At 56.9% G+C, this 24802-nt stretch carries 19 protein-coding genes; 13 read left to right on the plus strand and 6 right to left on the minus strand.

The genetic code is table 11. The features are described from left to right. Nucleotides 1-309 precede the first annotated feature (309 nt). The 3 genes from QQJ86_RS12580 to QQJ86_RS12590 all read left to right on the plus strand — a co-directional run bounded on the left by QQJ86_RS12580 (nt 310) and on the right by QQJ86_RS12590 (nt 3610). On the plus strand, nt 310-1044 hold the full coding sequence (locus QQJ86_RS12580; RefSeq protein ID WP_284321298.1) for a hypothetical protein: 735 nt from the start codon (nt 310-312) through the stop codon (nt 1042-1044). Nucleotides 1045-1385: 341 nt separating this feature from the next. Further along, nucleotides 1386-2396, plus strand: coding sequence for an alpha/beta fold hydrolase (locus QQJ86_RS12585; protein WP_284321299.1), 1011 nt, complete (start codon nt 1386-1388; stop codon nt 2394-2396). 731 nt (nt 2397-3127) lie between these two features. Next, complete coding sequence (locus tag QQJ86_RS12590) at nt 3128-3610, plus strand: hypothetical protein (RefSeq protein WP_284321300.1); 483 nt, start codon at nt 3128-3130, stop codon at nt 3608-3610. A gap of 375 nt (nt 3611-3985) precedes the next feature. Here the strand turns inward: QQJ86_RS12590 and QQJ86_RS12595 are convergent, their stop codons facing one another. The 3 genes from QQJ86_RS12595 to QQJ86_RS12605 are packed head-to-tail and all read right to left on the minus strand — an operon-like array spanning nt 3986 to nt 6136. Then, complete coding sequence (locus QQJ86_RS12595; RefSeq protein WP_284321301.1) at nt 3986-4891, minus strand: NmrA/HSCARG family protein; 906 nt, start codon at nt 4889-4891, stop codon at nt 3986-3988. 39 nt (nt 4892-4930) lie between these two features. After that, nucleotides 4931-5536, minus strand: a complete 606-nt coding sequence (locus tag QQJ86_RS12600; RefSeq protein WP_284321302.1) for an FMN-dependent NADH-azoreductase — start codon at nt 5534-5536, stop codon at nt 4931-4933. Nucleotides 5537-5557: 21 nt separating this feature from the next. Further along, entirely contained in the window at nt 5558-6136 is a 579-nt protein-coding gene (locus tag QQJ86_RS12605) for a YceI family protein (RefSeq protein ID WP_284321303.1), read from the minus strand. A 174-nt stretch (nt 6137-6310) separates the two neighbouring features. Between QQJ86_RS12605 and QQJ86_RS12610 the strand changes: the two genes are divergently transcribed. The 4 genes from QQJ86_RS12610 to QQJ86_RS12625 all read left to right on the plus strand — a co-directional run bounded on the left by QQJ86_RS12610 (nt 6311) and on the right by QQJ86_RS12625 (nt 10069). Further along, nucleotides 6311-7222, plus strand: coding sequence for a LysR family transcriptional regulator (locus QQJ86_RS12610; RefSeq protein WP_284321304.1), 912 nt, complete (start codon nt 6311-6313; stop codon nt 7220-7222). 423 nt (nt 7223-7645) lie between these two features. Further along, nucleotides 7646-8095 (plus strand): cupin domain-containing protein, encoded by a 450-nt coding sequence (locus tag QQJ86_RS12615; protein ID WP_284321305.1) that lies wholly within the window; start codon nt 7646-7648, stop codon nt 8093-8095. A 59-nt stretch (nt 8096-8154) separates the two neighbouring features. Next, on the plus strand, nt 8155-8865 hold the full coding sequence (locus QQJ86_RS12620; protein ID WP_284321306.1) for a 3-keto-disaccharide hydrolase: 711 nt from the start codon (nt 8155-8157) through the stop codon (nt 8863-8865). 460 nt (nt 8866-9325) lie between these two features. Next, on the plus strand, nt 9326-10069 hold the full coding sequence (locus tag QQJ86_RS12625) for an SGNH/GDSL hydrolase family protein (protein ID WP_284321307.1): 744 nt from the start codon (nt 9326-9328) through the stop codon (nt 10067-10069). Between the two features lie 152 nt (nt 10070-10221). On the opposite strand, the gene QQJ86_RS12630 is transcribed toward QQJ86_RS12625, so the two are convergent. Next, the gene (locus QQJ86_RS12630) at nt 10222-11421 is read right to left on the minus strand and encodes an alginate lyase family protein (protein WP_284321308.1); all 1200 of its coding nucleotides are present in this window, start codon (nt 11419-11421) and stop codon (nt 10222-10224) included. Nucleotides 11422-11727: 306 nt separating this feature from the next. On the opposite strand from QQJ86_RS12630, the gene QQJ86_RS12635 reads away from it, so the two are divergent. Both QQJ86_RS12635 and QQJ86_RS12640 read left to right on the plus strand, forming a co-directional pair. Then, entirely contained in the window at nt 11728-13266 is a 1539-nt protein-coding gene (locus tag QQJ86_RS12635; protein WP_284321309.1) for a catalase, read from the plus strand. Nucleotides 13267-13355: 89 nt separating this feature from the next. Continuing rightward, nucleotides 13356-13958 carry an ankyrin repeat domain-containing protein gene (locus QQJ86_RS12640; RefSeq protein ID WP_284321310.1) on the plus strand — a complete coding sequence of 201 codons (603 nt, stop codon included), beginning with the start codon at nt 13356-13358 and terminating at the stop codon, nt 13956-13958. A 95-nt stretch (nt 13959-14053) separates the two neighbouring features. On the opposite strand, the gene QQJ86_RS12645 is transcribed toward QQJ86_RS12640, so the two are convergent. Continuing rightward, on the minus strand, nt 14054-16531 hold the full coding sequence (locus QQJ86_RS12645) for a hypothetical protein (protein ID WP_284321311.1): 2478 nt from the start codon (nt 16529-16531) through the stop codon (nt 14054-14056). Nucleotides 16532-17075: 544 nt separating this feature from the next. Between QQJ86_RS12645 and QQJ86_RS12650 the strand changes: the two genes are divergently transcribed. Next, nucleotides 17076-20039: a YadA family autotransporter adhesin gene (locus QQJ86_RS12650; protein ID WP_284321312.1), complete on the plus strand. Its 2964-nt coding sequence runs from the start codon at nt 17076-17078 to the stop codon at nt 20037-20039. A gap of 54 nt (nt 20040-20093) precedes the next feature. Then, nucleotides 20094-20405 (plus strand): DUF1161 domain-containing protein, encoded by a 312-nt coding sequence (locus tag QQJ86_RS12655; RefSeq protein WP_284321313.1) that lies wholly within the window; start codon nt 20094-20096, stop codon nt 20403-20405. A gap of 189 nt (nt 20406-20594) precedes the next feature. Here QQJ86_RS12655 and QQJ86_RS12660 read toward each other — a convergent pair whose 3' ends face one another. Next, nucleotides 20595-22607, minus strand: a complete 2013-nt coding sequence (locus tag QQJ86_RS12660; RefSeq protein WP_284321314.1) for a tetratricopeptide repeat-containing sulfotransferase family protein — start codon at nt 22605-22607, stop codon at nt 20595-20597. 335 nt (nt 22608-22942) lie between these two features. Between QQJ86_RS12660 and QQJ86_RS12665 the strand changes: the two genes are divergently transcribed. Both QQJ86_RS12665 and QQJ86_RS12670 read left to right on the plus strand, forming a co-directional pair. Next, complete coding sequence (locus QQJ86_RS12665) at nt 22943-23566, plus strand: TetR/AcrR family transcriptional regulator (protein WP_284321315.1); 624 nt, start codon at nt 22943-22945, stop codon at nt 23564-23566. Between the two features lie 404 nt (nt 23567-23970). Then, nucleotides 23971-24663, plus strand: coding sequence for a DUF3313 domain-containing protein (locus tag QQJ86_RS12670; RefSeq protein WP_284321316.1), 693 nt, complete (start codon nt 23971-23973; stop codon nt 24661-24663). Nucleotides 24664-24802: the final 139 nt, after the last annotated feature.

Genomic DNA, 24802 nt, shown 5'->3' on the forward strand with positions numbered 1-24802 from the left:
GGCTGATGCCAGCGTGTCGCGTCCGAGCATGAACACACAGCTGCCATCCACATAACAATGCTGGGTCGTTCTGTTGTATTTGCTGTTGGTCGAACCAGCTAGTCCAGGAAAGGCTGGATTGCGATGCGTGTTCAAGCTCGCTGCCCCCTCACTTCACCGCCGACGTCAGTTATGGAGGATGGTTCGCCGTCGAGTCGGCGCAAGACAGCTCGTTTGAGCTTTAGCCCCTTCCGAGGGAGTCTTAGAAGGGTCGAGGGGACGGGAGTGCAGTACGAGGTTTATTGGCCTTTACTTAATGAGGGGACCGCCATGGAAAATGCTCGCGTATTGTTCATCCCTTTCTCATTTGCGAAGGCGGGGGGAGGAGGGCCAGGGATGGCATACCTTGAGAAGAACGATGATTGGATAAAACATCATAAAGAAAAGATAGGAATAAATAATAAGAAAGCTGTGCTGGAGAGCGGCATCGCCTATGACATGTATCAAACTGTGTACTCGGGAAATCCTATTCCATTGATCGCCGGTCTCGGCAGAAACGGGCAAATCTACATACGCGGGCATAGTCAAATAGGCTTCGATTACATATACGACTTGGATACTTTAAAGGCAGAGGACGGTGGCCCGCTTTCTTCTATTCATTGCACAACTGAATTAGTGGAGCAGCTGAATCCGCCGGACAGACGTGGGTGCGGCCGAAGCTTTGCTTTTGTTCTGACTGCAAAGGAAGTCTTCAATCGCTTAAAGCAGAGCGGCCTGAAGGAAAGTTTTGAAGGAAAAATAAAGTGCTATAACTGCCATAGCGCTGAAGGGTATCCGTGTTTCGCCGAGGCGCTCGCAGATGAATTCGAAGCGGCCGGTTACACCCGTTGTCGTATCTACGGATATAGAGGCGCGCTTTCTTCAAAGTATGACGGAGTAAAAGGGCACAAGACGAGTATGGGAGTCTTTAAGGAGGGAGATATGGAGAGAGAAGAGAGGGCGAGTGCAGTCCGCGTACTCGTTTATCCACGGGAACCCAAAGCGAGTAGTTCTACTGCCAGCTAAGATAAGAATTCTTAACGGAGTCCGCCCTTATCTCCTGGAGCACGTGACATGACAGCGGGGAGATCACGAACAAGTGGATGAACGACTTGGCCGCAGTCGGTCCAGAACGTATTGCGGCAAGCAAGATCATCGGGATGAGCTTCAAGGCGTGGCGTGGTAATGCCGTCACCTGAAGTGCGTAGCCTGGGATGGCAATCCCATCCGCCTTTTGAAAAAAAAGTGTTCTGACACCTTTGTTACGGACAGCCTGCGATTGATCGCCATGTGAGTCTTGCTGCCCGGGTAAGGAATGGGCAATGATCCGGAAGCGGCACGGCTGCCGATCAACGCACAGGGGAAATATGCGAAGACTGATCACTGCCGCGCTTGCGGCTACCGTTTCTTGCACGTGTCTTGCGGACCAGAAGATCACCAAGGTCATTGATGATCCCGTCTATACGGCTCCCGTGAAGCTGGTGGACATCGGCAACGGACAACACCTGAACTTGTATTGTCGGGGTTCCGGTTCGCCGGTCGTGGTATTTGACTCGGGGTTGGGCGATTCCATGATCGCCTGGGCGCTGGTGCAGCCCACTATCGCAAAGAAGACTACGGCCTGTTCGTTTGATCGTGCTGGATTGGGATACAGCGATGCCATTCGCCGTCCCAGTACGGCATTAAACCAGTCCGAGGATTTGCATGCCTTGTTGCACGCCGCGCATCTCAAGCCGCCGTACGTGCTTGTGGGGCATTCCATGGCTGGCATGAATGTACGTGTCTTTGCCGACAAGTACCCCAATGAAGTGGCAGGGTTGGTGGTGGTGGAAGGGTCGCATGAAGACCAGTCGGTAAAAAGTTGGGCCATCGGCGAGCCGGGAGGGAAGGATCGTTTTGATGCGATGGTCCGCGAGAGGCAAGAGTGCCCCATCCAGGCCGCAAAAGGCTTGGTGAAAGGAACCCCCATATATAAAAAATGCGTGGACGACGACAACAACCCGCACTTCAGCCCAGCGATCGATGCAGCGCTAGAAAAGTATGAGGTCACCGTCAGATGGCAGGCTGCCGAACTCTCCGAATGGGAAAACGTCTTTTACGCAAGCGCCGATGAGACACGTGCGACAAGGAAGGATTTTGGCGATATACCCATTATCGCTCTGACGCATTCGCCTTATCCCAAGTCGGAAAAGGAAACCCAAGACCTGCGCAATCAAAGAACGCTGCTTTGGGAAGGGTTTCACACGCAAGTGGCGAGCATGTCCACGCGTGGCATCAATATCATCGTGCCGAACTCTAACCACTACATTCAGTACGATCATCCGCAAGTCGTTATCGATGCCATCAATCAGGCTGTCTCGATTGCCAGAGGGCAATAACGGATGAGGTGGCTGTAGGTTGGGTTAGTACTAAATATAGGGTCTAAATATAGGGTCAGAACACTTTTCCTACTGCTGGTTACCGGAAAAGTGTTCTGCCCCCTTTTCTCGCAAATGGGTGATAACGTGAATGCGCTCTATGCACGCTTGTACGTTTCAACGCAGGATTTATCGTGTGCGAGATCCTACGCCCAGCATCTAATAAAGAAGGGGTGGCATTCCGCCCCATATGAGCGTCGTGGCACCGTCTATATGCAACAGTCCGCTTTCACCACAGCGCTCGTTGTTAGCTACTGTAGACCTTTTACAAGAGGCAAAGGCTGGCCACAATTTCCTGAAAGATTCGTCCGATACACCGTCAATGAAGCTCGACTGCACAGGCGTATCCTCGACCTTCGACATCAGGTCTACGCGCATTCTGACAGCGAGCGCTACTCAATTCGTCCCATGAAGTTGGGTGCTGACGTTTTCTCTGACATAGTCGGCGCTCCATTTCTTATGCTTAAAAAAGAAGAGTGCGAGTTAGTCGTCTGCATGATTGATGGCATTTGCAGACTCTTGCAGCCGGAACTTGAATCTCTCAGGAAGGAATTAGCCAAGGATTGGTAGGTCTGGCGGAATGCTCAAGTATTTCCGCAAGATTGGGCAGCGATCACCGGAATCCGCACCTTGCGAAGAATTAGCTCGGAAGGCATGCTCGCCCCCTGGGGAAAGCCAAGGATTATTCGCACATGACATCTATCACTGACGTACTAATTCCTGTTGTATCCAGTGGCTTAACTGCGGGCATCGTAACTTTTGTTCTAAACACTAGACAGCAGGAACGCGCGATGAGGCGGGGAAAGCTCGAAGAACTTACTTCGATCCTAAGCCGCCAAATGATCATGCTCAAGAATCAGGTGACTTATCTAGAGGCGCTAGTAGCAGGGCGAATTACGAATGATGAATTCGTCGCCTATTTAGAAAAAGATGGCGCGAAGGAGATTCCACATGATCGGGTTCAAGCATTAATTACAATCTATTTTCCTGCATTGTTGCCTGAAGTTGAGCGCCTTTTTCATCTTGAGAGTGCTATGCAACAGCAAGAATCTTCTGATGGTAAAATTAGGCTCAATCAGATACACACTCTCTTTGCCGCGCGAAATGGTTTCTTTGCATCGGTCCTTGCTCAGGCGCCATCTGTAAATGTTCCGCTTTGGAAGATTTGGCGATGAATATCGTGCGACTACCCGGCGCTCCCGGTTTTGAGTAGCGAGGAAAGCCGGGACCCAGCGTCTTTATGGCATCAAAGATCACTGGATATCAGCTTGACCAGCTTCGCTGTTGTGAAGCTCGACTTTTTTCGATCGTCATTCGGCGCATGTAGGTATGAGCAAATAGAAGTGCCCGGTTTTGGGCGAGGAAAACTGGGGCAGCGTCTTTATCGCGTCAAAGTCGCTGGATCCCAGCTTTCGCTGGGATGACGATCGGGCGAATTGAAAGAATGCGGCGAGCTTGGATAGCTTCAAGATTCTGTTGAAGTCACTAGTCATTAACTCGCTCGTTCTTCGTGCGCTTCAAGGAACCTTCTCGTTCGGAAGGCTGTGTTTTCAGGCGGTTACTGGAATCACGAAGTTCGATTTAGCCCACGCGGCAAAACTCGTCGGCTGCTTGCCGGCAACTTTGTTAGCCAGCGCGATCGCATCACGCGAATCGGAGCCGAGATACGTGTGCGCTTCGAAGTAGGCGAGCATCGCCGCGACGTCCTCGGCGCCCGGGAACCAGCCAGCAAAAACCTCGCGTGGGACTTGCTTGAACGAGAACGCGTGGCCTTGGCGGTTCAGCGTGGCGATGATTTCGTTGAAGCTCAAGAAATCGCCGACAAGCGGTAAATGTTCGCCATGCCCAGCGAGGTCCGGCTGCGCGAACACACCTGCCACGATGCGGCCGAGTTCAGTGATGTCACCCATGTGGATGGCCCGCCGATCGGGATCAAGTGGCAGTACCCAGCCCTTGGTGCCATCGGCTTGTTTCTGCGGAGCCATTGCGCCGGTCAGGTTTTGAAAATAGAACGGTGCGATCACAAACGTGTGGTAAGCAAATCCGGCTGCGCTCACGGCACGTTCGATCTTCGCCTTGTCTGTGAAATGCGGGACATGGATCTTGCCGTGGCTGATCGTCTCCACGTTTGGGAGCGTCGACCAGATCAAGTGCTGCACGCCGGCTTCTTTCGCGGCATTGACGGCGGCGAGTGCCTGCTTGGTTTCATCCGCACCGGCTTCCCAGGCATTGGTTACCAGGAAAACGCCGTGTGCTCCAGCAAATGCAGTTTTAAGCGTTTCCGGACGATTGAAGTCCGCTAGCACGACTTCGTCACCCAGCCCTGCATGCTTGGCCGGATCGCGCGTCAACGCGCGCACTTTGAATTGACCGCTCGCCTGCAGTGCGCGCACAACGCCACCGCCTTGCTGACCGGTTGCGCCGACGACGGCGATGAGCTTCTGCGTGTTCGACATGGTTGTTCTCCAGTGCGTATGTGTTGGCGCGGCGCTGCTTCACGCAGCGATCGCAGCGCTCTCTTTCTTCGCCGAGGCGATGGCCCCATTACGTGCCTCCGGACTCATCGCGACACCTTCCGCGCGAATGAAGGTGATATCCGTGATGCCCAGAAAGCCGAATGCCGCTCTCAGATAAGTTTCCTGATGATCGAAGATGGCGGCAGGGGAGCCTTCGCTGTAAACACCGCCGCGCGACGAGGCGATGACCAGCTTCTTGTCGCCACACAGTCCGACCGGGCCGTGTTCCCCGTAGCGGAACGTTTTCCCGGCGACGGAGATGCGGTCGATCCAGGCCTTCAGTTGAGAGGGAATGCCAAGGTTGTACATCGGCGCACCGATCACCACGATATCGGCTGCCAGGAACTCCTCGAGCGCGCGCTGGCCGATGGCTACATCAGACTTCAATGCGTCATCGACCGGAGCGCCTTGAGCTGCCGCGAGGTGTGCTGCCGTCAGATGGCCGATCGGTGTGGCGGCAAGGTCGAGACGCGTGACCGCAAGGCCGGGATGGCGACCCCGAAAGGTCGCCACGACATCCGCGGATAAATCACGGCTCACGGAGCCTTGCCCGAGGATGCTGGAATCTACGTGTAGTAGTTTCATGAGACTTCTCTCCGAATGGGCTTACTGCTTGAGCGCTTCGGCCGAAATCAGCAGCTTGGTCTTCATGCTGAAGCCGTACGCCTTGGCATAATCGACGCCGAAATCACCGCGATCGAAATCGCCGACTGCGTCGACGCCACATACTTCACGCTTGAGCATCGGGTGCTGCACGCACTTGAACGAGTTGATCGTCAGCGTCAGCGGCTTGGTCACGCCGTGTATCGTCAGATTGCCGACGACAGCGACCGGCTTGTCGCCCTCGAACTGGATCGTGCCTTTGTAGGTGGCTTCTGGGAACTTCGAGGCGTCGAAGAATTGATTCGACTGCACAAGCTGGTCGAGCTTCGCGTTGCCGGTGTGGACTGATGCAATGTCGGTCGTCACTTCAACCGTGCCCGTGTGTGCCGAGCGATCGAGCGTCACCGTGCCTTGTGACTTGTCGAACTTGCCACGCCATACCGAAACACCGCCAAGGTGGTCGGCTTCAAAGCTCGGGTATGTGTGATCCGGATCAAGCTGGTACGTCGACGTGCTCGCGAATGCCGAAAACGACAGCAAGGCGGTGAGCGCGCCCGTTGCGATCATCAGATGCTTTTTCACATCAATCTCCTTAAAACATTGAGTTGCCGCGCCTGTGCACGGAATAGGGTGACTTGCCATCGGGCAGTCCAGAAACGGGCGCCTGCTGCGTGACATCGCAAAAAGTGCGGATTGAACGCATTACCTACAAGTCGGTAAAATCGGATTTGATTAATCCATTTTTGGAGAAATCTAATGCTCGACCTGAATGACTTGGCGATGTTCGTCCAGGTGGTCCGTGCGGGTAGTTTTTCTGAGGCGGCGCGACGTCTGGGCATGCCGGCAAATACGCTGAGCCGGCGCATTGATCAATTCGAAGGGCAGCTCGGCACGCGTCTGCTGCATCGCTCGACACGCAAACTCGCGCCGAGCGCAGAAGGTCAGGCGTTGTTTGAGCGCTATGCGTCGGCTCTAGATCAGATCTTCGAGATCGAGCGACACCATGCCGATGTGCAGGCGCCGTCGGGCTCGGTTCGCGTCGCCGCGATGCTCGGTCTGTTTGAATTTTTCCGCATGGAATGGCTGGCCGAGTTCTACACGCGCTATCCGCACATCCGCATCGATTTCCTGCTCGACGATACGCCCACCGATTTGATCGCCGAGCGCATCGATCTGGCCGTGCGCATAGGTATCGAGACCGGTAGCGGCTTCAAAGTGCGTCGGTTGGGGCCGAATGCAATGTTCCTGGCGGCGAGTCCGGCCTATCTGAAACGGCGCCCCGCTCCGCGCACGTTGCGCGAACTGGCCGAACATGACTGTCTGACGATTTCCAATCGCCAGGGTCGCAACACGTGGCGTCTGCAGGGTCCACGCGGTAGTCAGGAGGTGCCAATCAACAGTCGGTTCGCTGTCAACGACATGCGAGTGCTGACACACGCGTGTATGGCTGGGCTGGGTATTGCGCTGCTGCCACAGTTGATGATTGAACCCTTCATCGCGATGGAGCAACTCGTACGCGTGCTGCCAAGCTATCGGCGCGCAAGCACCGAACTCGGCCTGCAGCTTGTATACACAAGCCGCCCGCCAGTGCCACCTCCGGTAGCAGTCTTCGCCGATTTTCTATGGGAGAAACTGTGCGAAGTGATGCCAAGCTCTTCACGGAAGTAGGCTAGGCGACCATGGCGTGTAGGTTGGGGTGTAAACCCCGACTATGCCATGCACATATATATCCCGATTCTTTGGTTTGAACACTGAGATATCCACACGTTTTTAGCTCTTTATTCTTTGCAAAACAAAAGAGCCATGCACAAGCGAATCACAATAAAGTACCGTGTCGTCATCCCGGCGAAGGCCGGGATCCAGTCTAAATATGCCGTGCGAAGCACACGTCATTTATTTGTATGGAGTGCTACGCACAACATGTTTGTACTGGATCCCGGCCTTCGCCGGGATGACGAAACGCTCTGAAACAGAATCGCGGCGAACTCCAACCTTTGTCAGGAAGACGGACAAAAATACGGGATACTTCAGGATTTACCCCTCCAACCTACACTCCGATGCGAATGCTGGATAGACGAGAGTCATACGACTATGAAGCAACCCAAAGAGCTATTGACCGCTGCTGATATCGCGGCGATGACCGCCAAGGTTTCCGTCCACGATCTGAACCCCAATGCCGTTCGCCACAAGAAATCCGTTGGCGATGCAGTCGGATTGACCCAAATCGGCGCGCTCATCATTACGATCATGCCGGGCCATGAATCATCGGAATATCACCGGCACCTGTATGAAGAGGAGTGTCTATACATCCTCTCCGGTCATGGCGAAGCCACCATCGGGGATCAGGTATGCAGCGTGGGTGCGGGTGATTTTCTTGGCTTTGCGCGAGGAGGGCCTGCGCACGTTCTTACCAATACGGGCAATGAGCCGCTGGTGTTCTTCGTAGTTGGGCAGCGTTTGGAGCATGACGTCTGCGACTATCCAAGGAAAGGCGTGAGGCTTTATATAGCCGGCAAGGAAGAGGCTTACGTGAAACTTTAATTTATGGGTTGAGGTGACACATGGTTCGCAAAAGACGGGTGGCAAGCGCGGTGGCTGTTATGAGTTTCATCGCGTGCGGCATGGTTCATGCGCAGCAACACAACACGCTCACCGCGCAGGAAAAGGCGCAGGGCTGGCAGTTGCTGTTCGATGGCAGCAGCCTGAGCGGCTGGCATTCCTATCTGGCCAAGGCGCCGGGCAAGGATTGGAAGGTGAGTGATGGCGCGATTTTGCTACAGAAGCAGCGAAGCGATCCGCAGGCGGATTTCCAGGATCTGGTTACCGACGCCGAGTTCGGCAATTTCGATCTGAAGCTGTCGTGGAAAATGAGCCCCTGTGCGGACAGTGGCGTGATGTTCTACGTGCACGAATCACCCAAGTACCAGAATACCTATGAAACCGGCCCGGAAATGCAGATTGCAGACCTGGCCTGTACCAAGCCGGACAGTCGCGTGTTGTACGAGCGGTCCGGCGATCTGTTCGATCTGATTTCCTCAGATGTGGAATGGGTGAACGAGGCAGGGCAGTGGAACGACTTTGAAATCATCGCCGATCATGGGCATGTGCAGTTTTTTCAGAACGGGCACAAGGTGATCGACACGCAGTTGTGGAATGAGGATTGGAAGCGCCTCGTTGCGCGCACCAAGTTTAAGGCGTGGCCTGATTTCGCAACTTTCCGCGAAGGGCATATTTCCTTGCAGGCCACTGAGGACAAGGGCGTAACGCCGATACGGTTGTGGTTTCGGGATATCAAGATCAGGAAGTTGTAGATAGACGCGTGCGATTGCACCTTTCTAGGGATGCTCTATCTTGCTTGGACGTCAGTTCCGCTTTCGCGCATTGTTGCCCGGCGAAATATTGGCCCCTAATTATCGCAATGCTTGATAGCTCGTCGTCCCGGCGAAGGCCGGGACCCAGCGACTTGAAGATCGTCAAAGTCACTGGGCCCCGGCCTTCGCCGGGGCGACGCACGCGGGGAGGGCACATGGATGTGCCCGGCTATGAGTAGGTGAGCTTTCGCGGTAATGACGACCGTGAGGGGCTGAGGCGGTTGGAATTGGGCTCTACACGGATATGCCCGCAAACAACGTGGAGATCAAAAACGTGAAGGTTTCAGCGTCGCTTTCTTTTGTCCTCGCTATTGCACTTACAGGCAGTATCAGCACGGCCCAGTCGTCACCGCCTGCAAACTCATCCATCACTCTAGTCCCTCCCACTGCCGTAGGCGTGATGGACGACCCCTGCGCCACGCTTCTCCCGCAACCTGAAGTCCCGGCCGGCCCTGCGCTAAAGCGACGCACATCGCAAGACGCCCTCGCTGCAGCATCCAAAGCCTGGGACGAACAACATCGACGCTACGATTTCGGCGGTTTATGCCGTTTCCGTGCAGCCAACACCAAGTTGCCGTCGGCCACGGATCATCGTGTGGTGTTCTTCGGCGATTCCATCACGGAATCGTGGATCGACGCGGATTCGGACCTGTTCACCAACGACGTGATCGATCGTGGCATCAGTGGGCAGACCACGACGCAAATGGTGGTGCGTTTTCGCCAGGATGTGATCGATCTGCATCCGGCCGTGGTGCATATTCTTGCCGGCACCAATGACATTGCCGGCAACACGGGTCCGACTTCGATCGAGGCGATCGAGAACAACATCAAGACGATGGTGGAGTTGGCGCGTGCTCACCATGTCCGCGTGATATTGGCGTCAATCACCCCGGTTGCCAAATACCCGTGGCGGCGGGAGGTTCAACCTGTCGAGACCATTCGCACCATCAACGATTGGATGAAGGGGTATGCGAAGGAAAATGGGTTGGTTTATCTCGATTACTTCAGTTCGCTGGATGATGGCCATCGAGGGTTCATCGCGAAGTTGGCGATTGATGGGGTGCATCCCAATGCAGAGGGGTATGCGGTGATGGACAAGCTGGCGAGGCAGTCGATCAAAGAAGCGCTGTCGGCTGCGCCTTGACTGGAGTTCCCTCTCCCCATTGGGGAGAGGGCTAGGGTGAGGGGACAATCTTGCGGTAGGAGTTAATCAGAGCGCTGCTCTTGCGGAGTCTGAGGCAAGTCGTGGCCCCTCACCCCAACCCTCTCCCCGGAGGGGAGAGGGGGCAGAACTTCTCACCGCAACGTAAACGTCAACGTCCCATATCCCAACTGATCAAACCCACCACTATTCGGCCCATAGTTCCCGCCACCGCCTTCCGGCCGCACCTTCAGTGCAAAAGCCTGCACATGCGGCGCTTTCAACCCTTTCAGCACAACATAGTGGCTGTAAAGCAAATCCCAGATCGGCCGCGCATTGCCACGTCCGTTGGCTGAAATCTCCTGCTGAGTGACGTCGCTGTTCTTGTACGGCGTATAAGGCACGTCTTCACCGAGGTTGTACTGGGCGGCATATTCGGCGCCACGCAACACACGGTTGTCGTCATAGCCGAAAAGATCGTCGCCCTGGTTCCAGGCCATCTGGCAGATCGTTCCAAGCAGCGCGATATCGAGCATGGTGTGGCCCTGGTCGCGTCCGCTTTCCTGCACCTGGCCCAGGCCATTTGGATAAAGCTTCCACACGACGTGTTCGATGGAACCATTGCCTTCGCCGTGCTTGAAGTAGGCGATGGCTTCGTCGTAGATGTCACGGCGATCGGCCAGTACACCGATCGACAGCATCGATGCCATGTTGGCCAGATCCCAGTTGGCCCAGTAATGATCGATCTTGGCGCCGTTGTGCCGCGTCAGGAAATCATGGTTCATCGGATAGAACACGTTGAGCATCATCGCCTGGAAGCGATGGAAGTCGGTCGGTTGCCACTTGCGATAAGTGCGCAGGATTTCCGCGGCGTTCGCGAGTTCATAGCCGTAGATACCCGAAGCGAGAAAGCGGTCGGAGCTTCCACCAATCGAAGTCAAGGTGTTTGCCCATGCATTGAGTATGGCGACCGCTTTGTCTGCATAGGCGTCATCGCCTGAGATTTTCCAGCGCAGGCCCAACGCATAGGCTGCGGCAGCATCGTTGAACAGCGCTGCATAATTTTCGTGATGAACGTGATCCGAGCCGCGATAAACGATGACCTGCGCGTTCGGCTTCCAATCGAGCGACGCATGGCGGTTCGCGGTAAGCATTTGCCAGTCTTGCATCCATGGCTCGCGCTTTTTCGCCACGTCCTGCTTCATGCGCTCAAAGTCTTTGTTGGTATGCAATAAACCCGGATGTACGAATCCCTGCGAGTCGCTGGGCGATGCATGGCTGGATGGTGGAGCGGCGCAGCCAATGAGGATGCAGAGGAATGCACCAAGGAATAACAACGAGGAAGTGAAACGCATAACGACTGATTGGCCCCATGAGCGACAAGAACATCATTCTCGCCTCGCCGTCATTCCCGCGAAAGCGGGAATCCATGTTGCTCTTCCCAAAAATCAAATTGGATTCCCGCTTTCGCGGGAATGACGGCCTCAAGATTTAGTTGGTATGTCACGTATCGTTATGATTTGGCCTAAAAAGACATGTCATATAACCCGCCTATCGATTCCTTTTGAAATATCAATTTCACGAACGCAAGCATGTCCGATACGGTGCATCGCGAGAGCCGGCAGTCCTGAGAGCGCTGCCATGCATACCAGGGATCCACCATGCACAACCACCGCCGTTTGCCCCTCTGGGGTGCTTTTGTCCTGCTCGGATTCACGGCGCTCACCGCCGGCATACAGGCCCAGACTACGCTCACCCGCGACAATGGCGCGCCAGTTGGCGACAACCAGAATTCTCAGACTGCGGGCCCCGAAGGCCCTACCTTGCTGCAGGACGCGCAGCTGGTCGAAAAGTTGCAGCATTTCGGCCGTGAACGCATTCCCGAACGCGTGGTGCATGCGCGTGGCACGGGTGCGCACGGTGAGTTCGTTTCCGCTGGCAATTTCAGCGATCTGACCTCCGCCGCGCTGTTTTCGGCGCCGGGTAAGAAAACGCCGGTGTTCGTGCGCTTCTCCACGGTGATCCATCCTTCGGGTTCGCCGGAAACGCTGCGCGATCCGCGCGGTTTCGCCACCAAGTTCTATACAGAGCATGGCAATTGGGATCTGGTGGGTAACGATCTACCGGTGTTCTTTATTCGCGATGCGATCAAGTTCCCTGACATGGTGCATTCGCTGAAGCCCTCGCCGATCACCAATCAACAGGATCCGAACCGCTACTTCGATTTCTTCTCGCATGTGCCCGAAGCCACGCACATGCTGACCTGGGTCTATACCGACAACGGTACGCCCGCTTCTTATCGCACCATGGACGGCTTTGGCGTGCACGCCTTCAAGTTCGTCAACGCGAAGGGCGAGGTGCATTACGTGAAATTCCACTGGAAGAGCGAGCAGGGCATCAAGAACCTCGATGCCAAGCAAGCCGAAATGGTGCAGGGAAAGGACTTCAACAACCTCACCCACGATCTGTACGACGCCATCGCCGACAAAAACTATCCGAAATGGGATCTCTACGTGCAGGTGCTGAAGCCGGAAGATTTGGCCAAGTTCCCGTTCGATCCGCTGGACGCCACCAAGGTTTGGCCGAACGTGCCGGAAGTGAAGCTGGGCACGATGACGCTGGATCGAGCACCGCAGAATTTCTTCCAGGAAACCGAGGAAGCAGCGTTCGCACCGGTGCGCATGGTGCCGGGCATCGAAGCTTCGGAAGATCGTCTGTTGCAGGGGCGTCTGTTCTCTTACGTGGATACGCAGACCTACCGCCTCGGCGTCAACAACCAGCAGTTGCCCATCAACCGCCCATTGGCCAGCGCGAAGAATTACAACCAGGACGGCATGATGAATGCCGGAAGTACCAACTCAGATGTGAATTACCAGCCCAGCGAAACGCAAGGCGCATACGCGGACGATGCTCGCTACAAGGCCAGCCGCTTGCCGCTTAGCGGCACTACGCAGCAGGAGCGCATCCGCCGCACGATGAACTTCCAGCAGGCCGGTGATCTATATCGCAGCCTGTCGGCGATGGACAAGGATCATCTGATCAGCAATCTCGCGGGCGATCTTGGCCAGGTGAAAAGCACCAAGGTGCGCGACACCATGCTCAGCTATTTTTACAAGGCCGACACCGATTACGGCACGCGCCTGAGCAAGGCCGTCGGCGCAGATCCCGCAACGATTGAACGTCTCGCGCGAGCACTGTAAGCCTCTCCGCGGCTTGCAGTGGCCAGGCGGCCCGGGAAGCAACGCTCTCACCTCCCGGGCCGCTCGGCACCTTTATCTGGAGTCATCGTATGAAAGCATGGTCACTCGTGTTTGGGCTGTTTGTTGCCGGTTGCAGTTCAACCACTCCGCCTACAGCCGCAACGGTTGCTTCGAACGCTTCCACATTGGTCGATCAACGCAATGCTGAAGCGATGGCAGAACTAAAGGCGTATTTCTTCGATGCAGCACGCACGGGTGACAACGTGATGCTCGAAAAGTATGTAACGTCAGGTTTCCCAGTCGACGTGCGCACGCCGCAGGGTTATACCGCACTGATTCTTGCTGCCTATCACGGGCAAAAGGATACGGTGCAGAAGCTGATTCAATTGGGTGCGGATCCTTGCGCACGTGACAATCGCGGCAGCACCGCGCTGATGGGCGCGACGTTCAAAGGTGAGCTGTCGATTGCGAAACTGTTGCTCGACCAATCGTGCAGCAAAGTCGACGATCGCAATCGTCAGGGGCAGACCGCTGCGATGTATGCGGCGTTGGCTGGTAATAGTCAGCTGATCGAGATGCTGCGCAAGCGTGGCGCCAATTTGGATTTGAAGGATGATGTTGGAAACACCGCGGCTTCCTTGGCTCACCAGCAGGGCGCGGATGATATAGCGCGCCAGATCGAGAACAAGTAGCGCTTACTTAAGCGCGCATCTCCACGCTTGCCGTGATGCACTCCCTCCCCTGCATGGGCAGGGGAGGGGCGGATTGCACGGAATTGTGCGGCAAATCAGGGATGCGAAGCGCTCGGTGATCCTGATGCCTGAACGTTCAAGGTGGCTGTGAAAACCTGCGTTTCTCCCGATGCAGCCGAAGTGCCGCTCAGCAAAACACCATACGCACCTGGCGCCGCGGTGGAGGAGGCGGTGTAGGTAATCGTTGAGGTTCCCGCACCCGTGAGCGTGGACGGATTGAAGGTTACGGTAACACCCGCCGGCACGTAGTCGGCCGAGAGCGTTACCGGCGCGTTGAATCCGCCTTGCGTAATTTGCGTCAACGTTGCCGAACCGGTGCTACCTGCAGTGACTGAAGCATTGTCGGCGGAAATGTTGAAGCCGCTGGCGCTGCCAGTGCCGATCAATGCAACCGTCTGCGGACTATTGGTCGCGCTATCGGTTACGACAAGGCTGCCGGTAAATGTTCCGGGCGACTGATTCGACGGTGAAAAATAGACGTAGGCGACGCACTGGCTGCCCGCTGCCAGTGTAGTGCCGGGGCATCCGCCTCCATTGAGAACAAACTCTCCGCCCGGGCTGTTCACGCTCACGTCGTTGATCGTCACCGGCACGTTGCCTGTATTGGTCAGCGTGAATTGAACGTTGGCGGTGTACGAGTTAGGACCGGACACCAAAGTGCCAAAGTTGTAGCTCGTCGCGTTCCAACTGAGGCTGCCGGCAGGTGCTGCGACCAGGGTCAAATAAAAGGTTGTGCACTTTTCCTTTCCGTGTGCACTGATTCCCGTCAGGGTAACGGGATACGTCTTGGGGCTGCCGCCCGGGGCGATGACCGTCGACGCCGCGGTAAAGGTCAGCGTAGAGGTTCCCTTGCCGATGATCGCTGCGGGGTTAAAGCTTGCGGTAACACCGGCCGGCAATCCGCTGACCGAGAGTGTCACCGCTGAGTCGAATCCGCCAATGGCTGTCTGCGTAATGGTCGATGTGCCAGTGCCACCCGCCGCGACGGTCGCTGTGGTAGCCGTGAGTGAGTAGCCAGGCGCCGCCGCGTCGACGGTGATGGCAACACCTCTCGACGGAATGCCGTTGGCAACGACGTAAAGCTTGCTGGCGCCGGTTTCGATATCGGCAGGTACATCGAAATACGTGCTGACGATGGCTTTGCCCGTTGCCACGCCCATGGTGCTGTGATCATGCGTGCGGCAGTAAAACACGTGGCCCGTCGCCGCGTTGACGATGCGAACCAACGGATAGTTCGTCGCCATCTGCTGATCGTCACCGTAACCTGCACCTTCGGTCAGGCCGTTGAATTGCGTTCCGGATATGCGGTAGGTGCCTCCCGCTGCAAGCGAGTCGGATACATGATGGATGGTCGGCCGCCAGTCCTCCCGGTAAGTACCGGCGGGCGTCCAGACCTGAAGATTCTGGCTTATGTCAGAGAACAGGATTTGGCCGTTCGGCAACACCAACATCGCGCCATAAAAAGACGAATCGTTCGAAGCCGTGGAAGGCGTCGGCACCACGGTCAAGTTGCTGCCATTCCATTCCAGAAAAGTCGTCGGACTTTGATAGATGCCTGGGCTGGCCATCATCAGCACGTTGCCGTTGGTTTCGACGGCCGCCGGGCCATCGGCGATGTTCAGGCCGTTGGGAAAGTCCGGTCCGGCCGTCCATATTCCCTTGGCGACGTGGTAGATCGCCGTGTGTCCGGCTCCGCACGAATTGGAGCCGGTGGCGAATACCGTTCCGTCGGGCCGCAGCACCATGGGACCCACCTCGTAGCTGGCTTTACTCGCACCGCCGCAATTCGCAGCCGAGTCCCACAGTTGCACGACGGTGCTTCCCGCATTGCTCCACAGTCCCGTTGCGGGGTCGTAGAGCTCCGATCCCGTGCCCGTGGCGTTGTACCGGTCGTACCAATAGGTTTCTACGTTCAGCACTTTCTTGTTCGGCAATAGGAGCCAGTTTTCTTCGACGTTGTAATCCGGCTTGTTGGTGCCGGTGACGGTCCAGCTGAGGTTTTTCTCGTCGAAAAGTGCGCTGTCGAATGCGGCTTGCTCGGCCATCAGGTACGTGCCATTGGCGAGAATCGCGCCGGAGGTATCACCGAGTTCGGCCCAGCCTGCGGGTGGAGATACCGCAGTCCACGTATCGGCGACGGGATCGTAAATGGCGCCGCGGTTTGTCTCTACGTCTTGTCCGAAGTTGTATTCGCCGCCCTCGACGATCAACTTGCCATCGGCCAACACGCCGCCACCGAAGTCGACGGGTGCATATCCGGAGGGCATCGAGGCGATTTGGCTCCACGTGCCATTGACATAACTGCCATGGATATCAGGTGTGAGCTTGTACCACTGCGAATCGGTACCGGAAAACGTTTCGGCATGCGCCAACACCGTGCCATCGGTGGCCAACGCGATGTAGCCAATAGGGATGGGTGGGGGATTCGTCAGCGGCGTCCAGGTTTGGCCAATGGCAGCATTTGCCCAAAGCATTACAAGCGCCAGCCAGGGCGCGCGCGTAAACACTCTCACGGATTTTCCCTCCCAAGGGTCGTTGCAGCTAAAAACACCCAGATAAACTGAGCCGAGGGAACATGCCGGTATAGGAAAAAAAGTGCGTCTTTGGCGATGGATTTGCCAGTTGACGGCAGATGGCAATGCCGAGAGGGTGGAGCGCTTGGCTGGCTGTCCTTTCCGGGCCACTTGGCGGTGCCGGTAGCCATGAGCCGCATGTTGGCTAACGCTGTTTCTCTTTGTTTCGAACGCAAATGTCGCCCCCGTCCCACAAGGACAGATAATGGGCCACTTGTTCACATGGTGACGTACGTCACATTTGCCTACGATGTCATCGTAATCTGAGCTAGGTACATGGATGCCAACGGCGCCATGGATGTTTTGCTGTAAACACCGTTATGTGCGGATGCTTGAAGCATTCGTACCGGTTGAGTCACGCCGCTGTTCCTCTAACGACCTCGCATAAGGATTTCCGTATGGATTCACGCGCTGAATAGCAGCGCGCGAAACCGTGCGCCCCCACGTTTGCCGCGGGAGGCCATCGAGGTCGCCGAATATGAAAATGAAATTGATTTTGTCGAACCATTATCTGCGCGCGTTGAGCGTTGCGGTCAGCTTATTAACCGTAGTGAATCAAAACGCATCCGCGGCCACTACCAATACCGTGGCAGTAGGCAATGGCGCAAAAGCCACCAACAGCTATGACGTGGCGATTGGTGCGGGCGCCGTTTCTGCCGGCGATGGCTCGGCGATCAATATGGCCACGGCGCTCGGTGCTGGCGCGCAAGCCAGCAGTGCGGGCGCGATTGCGATTGGCGATGCGTGGAATGGCGGCGTGCGTGCGTCGGGACGCGATGCCGTTGCCATCGGAACGGCATCCACGGCATCAGGACAAAGCTCCGTTGCGCTGGGTGCTGGAGCGACGTCGTCGCAATCCAATGCCGTAGCAGTGGGCGCCACGGCTGCGGCTTCAGCGGCGAACACAGTAGCCGTCGGTAGTGCGTCATTGGCGCAAGCGATTTCCACCGTGGCCATTGGCGACGGCAATACGGTGTCGTCGTCAGCAGGCACGGGCTCGATTGCAGCCGGGCACCATTCGCAGGTGAAAGGCGGTACCGGCGCAGTGGCGTTGGGCGAAAGCCAGACGGCCAACGGCAATGGTGCAGTGGCGATCGGTGATCCGAACACCGCCACGGGTACCGGTGCAGTAGCGGTGGGTGCGAACAATACCGCCAACGGAACAGGTGCCGTGGCGATTGGCAATGCGAACATCGCCAATGGCCAAGGGACAGTTTCGTTGGGCAATGCCGCTAACGCGGTCGGTGTCGGCGCCATAGCCGTGGGCAACACGTCCAGCGCCACCAACGTCAACGCGACGGCGTTGGGAATCAACGCCAATGCCAGCGGCCGCGATTCGCTTGCACTGGGCGCCAATGCTTCTGCAAGCGGCTCGTTAAGCACGGATGGCAATCCGGCCAATGGTTTTGCTCTGGCGATCGGATCAAAGGCCAATAGCGCAGGCAGTTCGTCAACAGCCATTGGCGGCAACTCGCTCGCTTCGGGCACCAAGGCGCTGGCCTTTGGTGATACGGCCACGTCAACGGCCACTCGCTCGGTTGCCATTGGTGCCAACGCCAATGCAACCACCAACAGCGCGGTGGCTATTGGCAACGGTGCTGCAGCGACGGCCAACGTGGGTGATGTGGCGCTGGGTGCAGGCTCTGCTACAGCTGCAGTGGTGGGCACCAGCAGCGTGACAGTGGGCGGTAATACCTATTCGGTTGCAGGCACGAGTCCTAGCAGCACGGTGAGCGTGGGAGCGGTCGGCAGCGAGCGCACTGTCACCAATGTCGCGGCCGGTCGCGTCAGCGCAACTAGCACCGACGCGGTAAACGGTTCGGAGCTTTATGCGACCAATCAACAGGTGAATGCCAATACCACCGCGATTGCTAACAACACGGCTTCGATCAACAAGCTGACCGGGGGTAAGTCGGGTCCATTCGTTTCCGACAATTCGGTAACCACCACGCAACCGGTTGCTTCCGGCGCGGACGCCACTGCGGGCGGCTTCGGTGCTTCGGCTACGGGCGCTGCGTCGACGGTGATCGGCAATCAGGCGAGCGATAACAACAACGCGCGTGCCACGGTACTCGGCAATGGTGCGAGCATCGCCACCGGTCTGAGTGGTTCGAATGTGGCGCTTGGTCAAGGTTCGACCGTTGCGTCTGATGCGGTTGCTACGGCGAGTGGAACGATCAACGGCACCACCTACACCTACGCAGGCGGCACGCCGGTTGGCGTGGTGAGTGTTGGCACGGCGACGTCGCCGCGCCAGGTGACGAACGTGGCGGCTGGGCAGGTGAGTGCTACCAGTACCGATGCGGTGAACGGATCGCAGTTGTACGCCACCGATCAAGCCATCACCAGCATGGCCAGCCAGGTGAGTGGTTTGAATGGCCAAATGACAGGGCTGGGCAGCCTGGTGACCAACCTTGGCAACAGCGTGGCGTTGGGAATGGGCGGCAGCAGTACCTACGATGCTTCTACCGGGCTGCTCACTACCAGCCTCAACTACGGTGGCACTACCTACAGCTCGGTACAAAGCGTGTTGAGCCAGATCAACACCTCCATCGATAACGCTTTGCAGCAGGCGAGCACCAATGCGACGGCCATCCAGAACCTGAGCACTACGGTCAACAACGTCTCAGCTCAGCAAGCCAGCACGGGTAAGTACGTGAAGACGAATTCCACCGGTGCCGGAAGTTCTGCGACGGGCAGCAATGCGATCGCGCAAGGTCCATCGGCTACGGCATCGGGCGACAACAGCATTGCTGTGGGCAACGGTAGTGCATCGTCATCCAACGGCAGCGTGGCGATCGGTGCGAATGCCGCGTCGACGGGTACGAATTCGGTAGCCATTGGCGCAGGTTCCAGCGATGGCGGGCAATCGAATGTGGTTTCGGTGGGAAGCGCCACGCAACAGCGCCGCGTGACGAATGTTGCGAATGGCGCGGCGTCGACCGATGCGGTGAACGTCAGCCAGCTCAACGCCGTGCAAGCAGGTTCCGTGCAATACGACAAGAACAGCGACGGTAGTGTCGATTACGGCAGCGTCACACTTGGCTCCACCGATGCGGCTACGCAGATTCACAATGTTGCCAATGGCACCGCGGCGAGTGACGCCGCCAATGTGGGGCAGGTCAACACGGGCGTACAGACGGCAGAGAGTTGGGCGAAGCAATACGTGGATCAGAAGCTGCAGAACGTCGACCAGAATATCAACGCAGTGTCTCTGAGGGCCAACGCGGGGGTCGCTTCGGCCATGGCGATGGCCGGTTTGCCGCAGGCGTATCAGCCCAATCAGAACGCGGCGGCCGTAGCGTTCGGTACATTCCACGGCCAGGCTGGTGTCGCGGTGGGCGTATCAACCGTTTCAGAAACCGGGCGCTGGGTCTACAAGCTAAACATGAGCGGCAACACACGGGGCGACATGGGCGCAAGCGTAGGGGCGGCTGTGACTTGGTAAGTGTGTCGATGCTGCTCTACACTCGCGGCGTCTTCACCAACCATGGAGGTTTGCATGAAAGCACGGCTTAGTCTGATTGCCTTGGCTCTGATGTCCGCAACGTTCGCTGCGCATGCATCGTGTGACGATGTGAAGTCCAGCATCGATGCCAAGATCAAGGCCAACAACGTATCGAACTACACGCTTGAAGTGGTTTCGAAAGACCAAGCCGGCGATGGCAAGGTAGTCGGCCAGTGCAGCGGCGACAAGGTCATCGTCTACACGCGTGGCGCGGTGAAGAAGGCAGACGGTGGTGATGCCGCTGCTGCCAAGGCACCTGCATCCGATGCAGCTGCACCGGCGTCTTCGTCGTCCAGCGGCAAGTAAGTTTCATCGGGATTCGACAGTCATTGGGGCGCCTTTGGGCGCCCCATTTTTTGTGACTACCAGAAGACGCTCGATCCTCTCTGTCGTCATTCCCGCGAAAGCGGGAATCCATCTTCGCTTTTCGCATCAGAGCGAAATGGATTCCCGCTTTCGCGGGAATGACGGCGTGGAGGCATGGGGCCTGGTCGCTTACCGATAATCCTTCACAATCTCCAACAGCGGCCCCAAATGCGCCTCAAAATGCTTCCACCGCGCCACTGACGACTTGTACACCGGACGCCGCACCTGCGCCGCGCTGGCGGTTTTCACGACACGCGTGTTCTCATGAAAATTCAAGCAGCGCGAATCCCACGGTAACGCGAGATAATCAAGCAACCGCTTCGTCTGAACTTCGGTATCGGCCACCATGTCTTCGTAGCGAAGATCGAGGATAGATTCAGGCGGCAATACCCTGTGCCAATGCCGCATCAACTCGATATAGCGCACGTAGTGGCGCCCTACATCACCAAGGTCGTAGGTGAAATCGAGATTGTTCTTGGAGAACAGGGTGGCATAACAGGAGAAGCACGAATCCATCGGATCGCGCATGGCGTGGATGATCTTTGCGTTGGGAAGCATCAGGCGGATCATGCCGACGTACGCGAAGTTGGACATCATCTTGTCGGTGATGCGCGTTGCATCCGGTGCCAGTTTCCATACGCGCTCGGTGTATGTCTCGCCTAGACGCAGCCATTGGTCTTCCGTCAATCGGGCTGCCAGCTCTGGATAAGCTTCCGGAAGCTTGCCTGCTTTGGTAGCCGGCGTAAGAAGGATGGCTTCCAGGTCGAGCAACTCGCCCGCACCGTAAATATCAGGATGCGAGGACAGGATTTGCTCGATCAACGAGGTGCCTGAGCGCGGCATGCCGACAATGAAAATCGGCGCCTTGCCGGAGGAAACAGGCATCGAGTGGTTGGCAAAGAAACGTTCGTCGAATACTGCGCGAATGTTATCGATCAGTGCGATCTTGCTCGCCTCATCAGGTGCGACTTGGGCGTGCTTGAGCTGGTTGCCTTGTGCATAGGCTGCGAACGCGTCGTCATAGCGGCCGAGGTCTTCGCGCATCTTGCCAAGCGAGAACCAATAGCGAATGCGCATATGCTCCGACAGGGTAGGGAGCTTGTACTCAAGTTTTTCCAGTCGTGCGGCTTCGGAATGCTCAGGCGTGAACGTACGCAGGGACGCCAGATTGCAATAAGCCTCGACCGATTCGGAATCGAGCGCCATGGCCGCTTCGAAATATTCGCGTGCTTCATCGAGGCGGCCTTGCCTGCGGATGCTGCGTCCGAGGTTGTTGCAAGCTTCCACGTAGTCGGGCTTGAGCTCTAACGCGCGCCGATAATGGTGCTCGGCTTCGATGTAACGATCCTGCACATACATCAGCCCTCCAAAATCGAAGTACGCCCGGGCTAACTGATTGTCGAGCGCGAGTGCGCGCTGATAGCTCGCTTCAGCCTCCTCGAATGCGCCAAGCTCACGCAAGGCATTGCCGAGGTTGGCATGTGCCTCCGCTTCATTCGGCGTGAGCGTAAGAACACGGCGGAAGCTTTCCGCGGCTTCCGCCATGCGGCTTTGCCCGTACAGCACCACACCCAGCGCGTTGTGCAGAGGTGCGCTGTTAGGATGGGCGAGCAGGGCTTCGCGCAGATGAGGTTCGGCATCGGTGTAGCGATGCGCGCTCATCAAACTGAAACCGAGATTGGCATGTGCCTGGCTGTAGTCGGGACGGATGACGAGCACGCTGCGATAGGCATCGATCGCTTCATCCAGGCGGTTTTGCACAGCCAGCGCATTGCCGAGCTTGAAGTGCGCGTCCAGGAAATCAGGCTTGATGATGCGTGCCAAATGATAGCTTTCCGCTGCCAATACGGGCTGTTGCGTGGCCATCAGGCTTTCGCCCAAGACATAGTGCGCTACGGCATCCCACGGTGACAGCGCTACGGCTTGTCGTTGCGCTTCGATCGCTTCGTCGAAGCGGTGTTGCGCATGCAGCGCGGCACCAAGGCCTTGCCAGAGCGTGCCGTGCGATGGGTAACTGTCGATGAGCTTGCGCGCCATGGCTTCGGCCTGGACGGGTTGCCGACCTTTGATCAGGCCGACCAGCGCTTCCATATCCCGCTTGTCGGGCGCGTGGGATGTGCTTGACGTGACGTTCTGTGACATGGCTCAGGCACCGTCTTGGGAAGGGGTGTAACGGAGCTGACGATCAGGCGCGCGTGCAGCACAAGAACTTGCGCCTTGGTGCGGATGGCACGAAGCGTGTACGCCATCGCGGGGGTTTATAGCATCGCCTACGTTAGCGCGAATAGCACGGCAAGGTTTGAAGTGCCGCACATAAGCATGCTTCAACATGCTTTGCATCACCCGAATTTCACGCATTCGCGTTGCACGCTTGTGCATGGAAGGAATCGTTCTGTTGCCGTGCCAGGGAAGGGCATATCGATAGTGGGCTATAGTTGCCGGATACCCGTTTCACGCAACGTCATATCGCCCTCTCTATGGACAACTCCACGCGTTCCGAACGCACCCGCCAGGCTGTGATCCAGGCTGCACTCACCATCATTGGTCGCGATGGCCCAGGGCGCCTTACTTTCGACGCTATTGCGCGCGAAAGCGGGCTCAGCAAAGGCGGGGTAATGCATCAGTTTCCCGCCAAGATCGATGTGCTGAAGGCCTTGCTGGAACATCAGATCCAGTATTTCGACGATGCTTCGCCCGCACCCGCGGGGAAGGCGGGGGGCGTTCAACACAAAACCGCTTTGGCGGACCAAATAGCGAAGATCAGGGAAGTTTCGCAGCAGCCCTATTCAATCGCGCACGCCATTGTCGCGGCGTTGGTGGAAGATCCGGAACTGCTCGCCTTGAGCCGGGAAATGTCGACTCGCCGTGTCGAATCCATCAAGGCTGAAGCAGCCGATAAAGACTTGGCGCTGCTGCGCTGGGTGGCCGCGCAAGGGTTGCTGCTTTCGGCGATGTTTGGACTTAGTCCGTTTTCCGAGGCGGAGCGTGAGCGTTTGTTTCGTCGCTTGATGGACGAAGAGAAATGGAAAGCTTTGGGTGATGCCAAGAAACCTCGCCGCGCTGCGAGTTCAGGCGGACAAAGCAAATCCCGCAAGCGATAAGTTACTGTGTGCGGATCGTAGGCTGCGGTGAAAACCCCAGCATTGCCATGCACGCATGCATCGCAATGTTGGAGTCTGTGTTCCCATCTGCGTATTGCAGACCTCTTCAAAGCGTTTGATAGCCGCTCATCGTCGCCCCGGCGAAGGCCGGGGCCCAGCGACTTGTAGATCGTCAAAGTCACTAGGCCCCGGCCTTCGCCGGGGCGACGGTGAGGGGCAAGCGACGTTTTACGAGTTGTGCAGATCTGTGTGTCTGAGGGCTTCTTTAGCTCCTCTATAAAAACCGACCAGACGGTTTGCAAATTAGCGAGGCCGCTGATAGCCTGTATCCCGCACGAGCACAAGCATGGCTGCCGCTTTCCCTTGGGCGGCAGCCACCCCTCCAAACAACACGAGAAATCCCCATGAAAAAGTCGATACATAATCGGCCATGGCTGGCTGTTGCCGTATGCATAGCCTTGGCCGGTTGCGCGAGCGTGAAACCGGTTCCTTATTCCGGCATTGCGTCCGCCTCGTATCTGAGCCCCGATACGCACAACAGCCGCGTGCCTTACCGTTACGACACACCAGCCAATTGGCGCTCCTATACAAAAATCATCCTTGATCCGGTGACGGTTTATCAGGGCGCCGACAATCAATTCGGCACCATGCGCGACGATGACCGGAATGCACTCGCCAGCTACATGCAAAGCACGTTCACCGAGAAACTTGGCACGCGCTTCCAACTGGTGAACGAGCCGGGCCCCGGAACCTTGCAGGTCAAGCTCACACTGACGGGCGCAAAAACCACGACCCCGGTACTTGGCACGTTTACCAAGTTCGACATCGGTGGCGGCATGTACAACAGCGTGCAAGCCATCCGCGGCAAGGAAGGCATGATGAATGGTTCGGTGATCTATTCGGTCGAAATCTACGATGCGTTATCACGCCAGCTGCTCAGCGCTTACATCACCAAGCAGTATCCGAATGCGATGAACGTCGGCGCCAGCTTCGGCGCGTTGAAGGCAGCGCGCGTCGGCATCGACAAAGGCGCGAACGCGCTGGTGGAACAGCTGAGCAGTGATGCGACGCCGATGGACGGCATCACTAGTCACTAGATCACGTTAAGCCTGGGTTTCTGCGTTAGCGTAAGTCGCGTAATTACATGGACTCGCCCCCGCGCTAAATAAGGCCTCATGGGCCAGCGGTGGAGAGTAAAACTATCCACCGTTCTGTAACGAGCGAGGGCGAGTCCAT

The organism is Dyella acidisoli, assembly GCF_030160295.1.
GTDB classification, from domain to species: domain Bacteria; phylum Pseudomonadota; class Gammaproteobacteria; order Xanthomonadales; family Rhodanobacteraceae; genus Dyella_B; species Dyella_B acidisoli.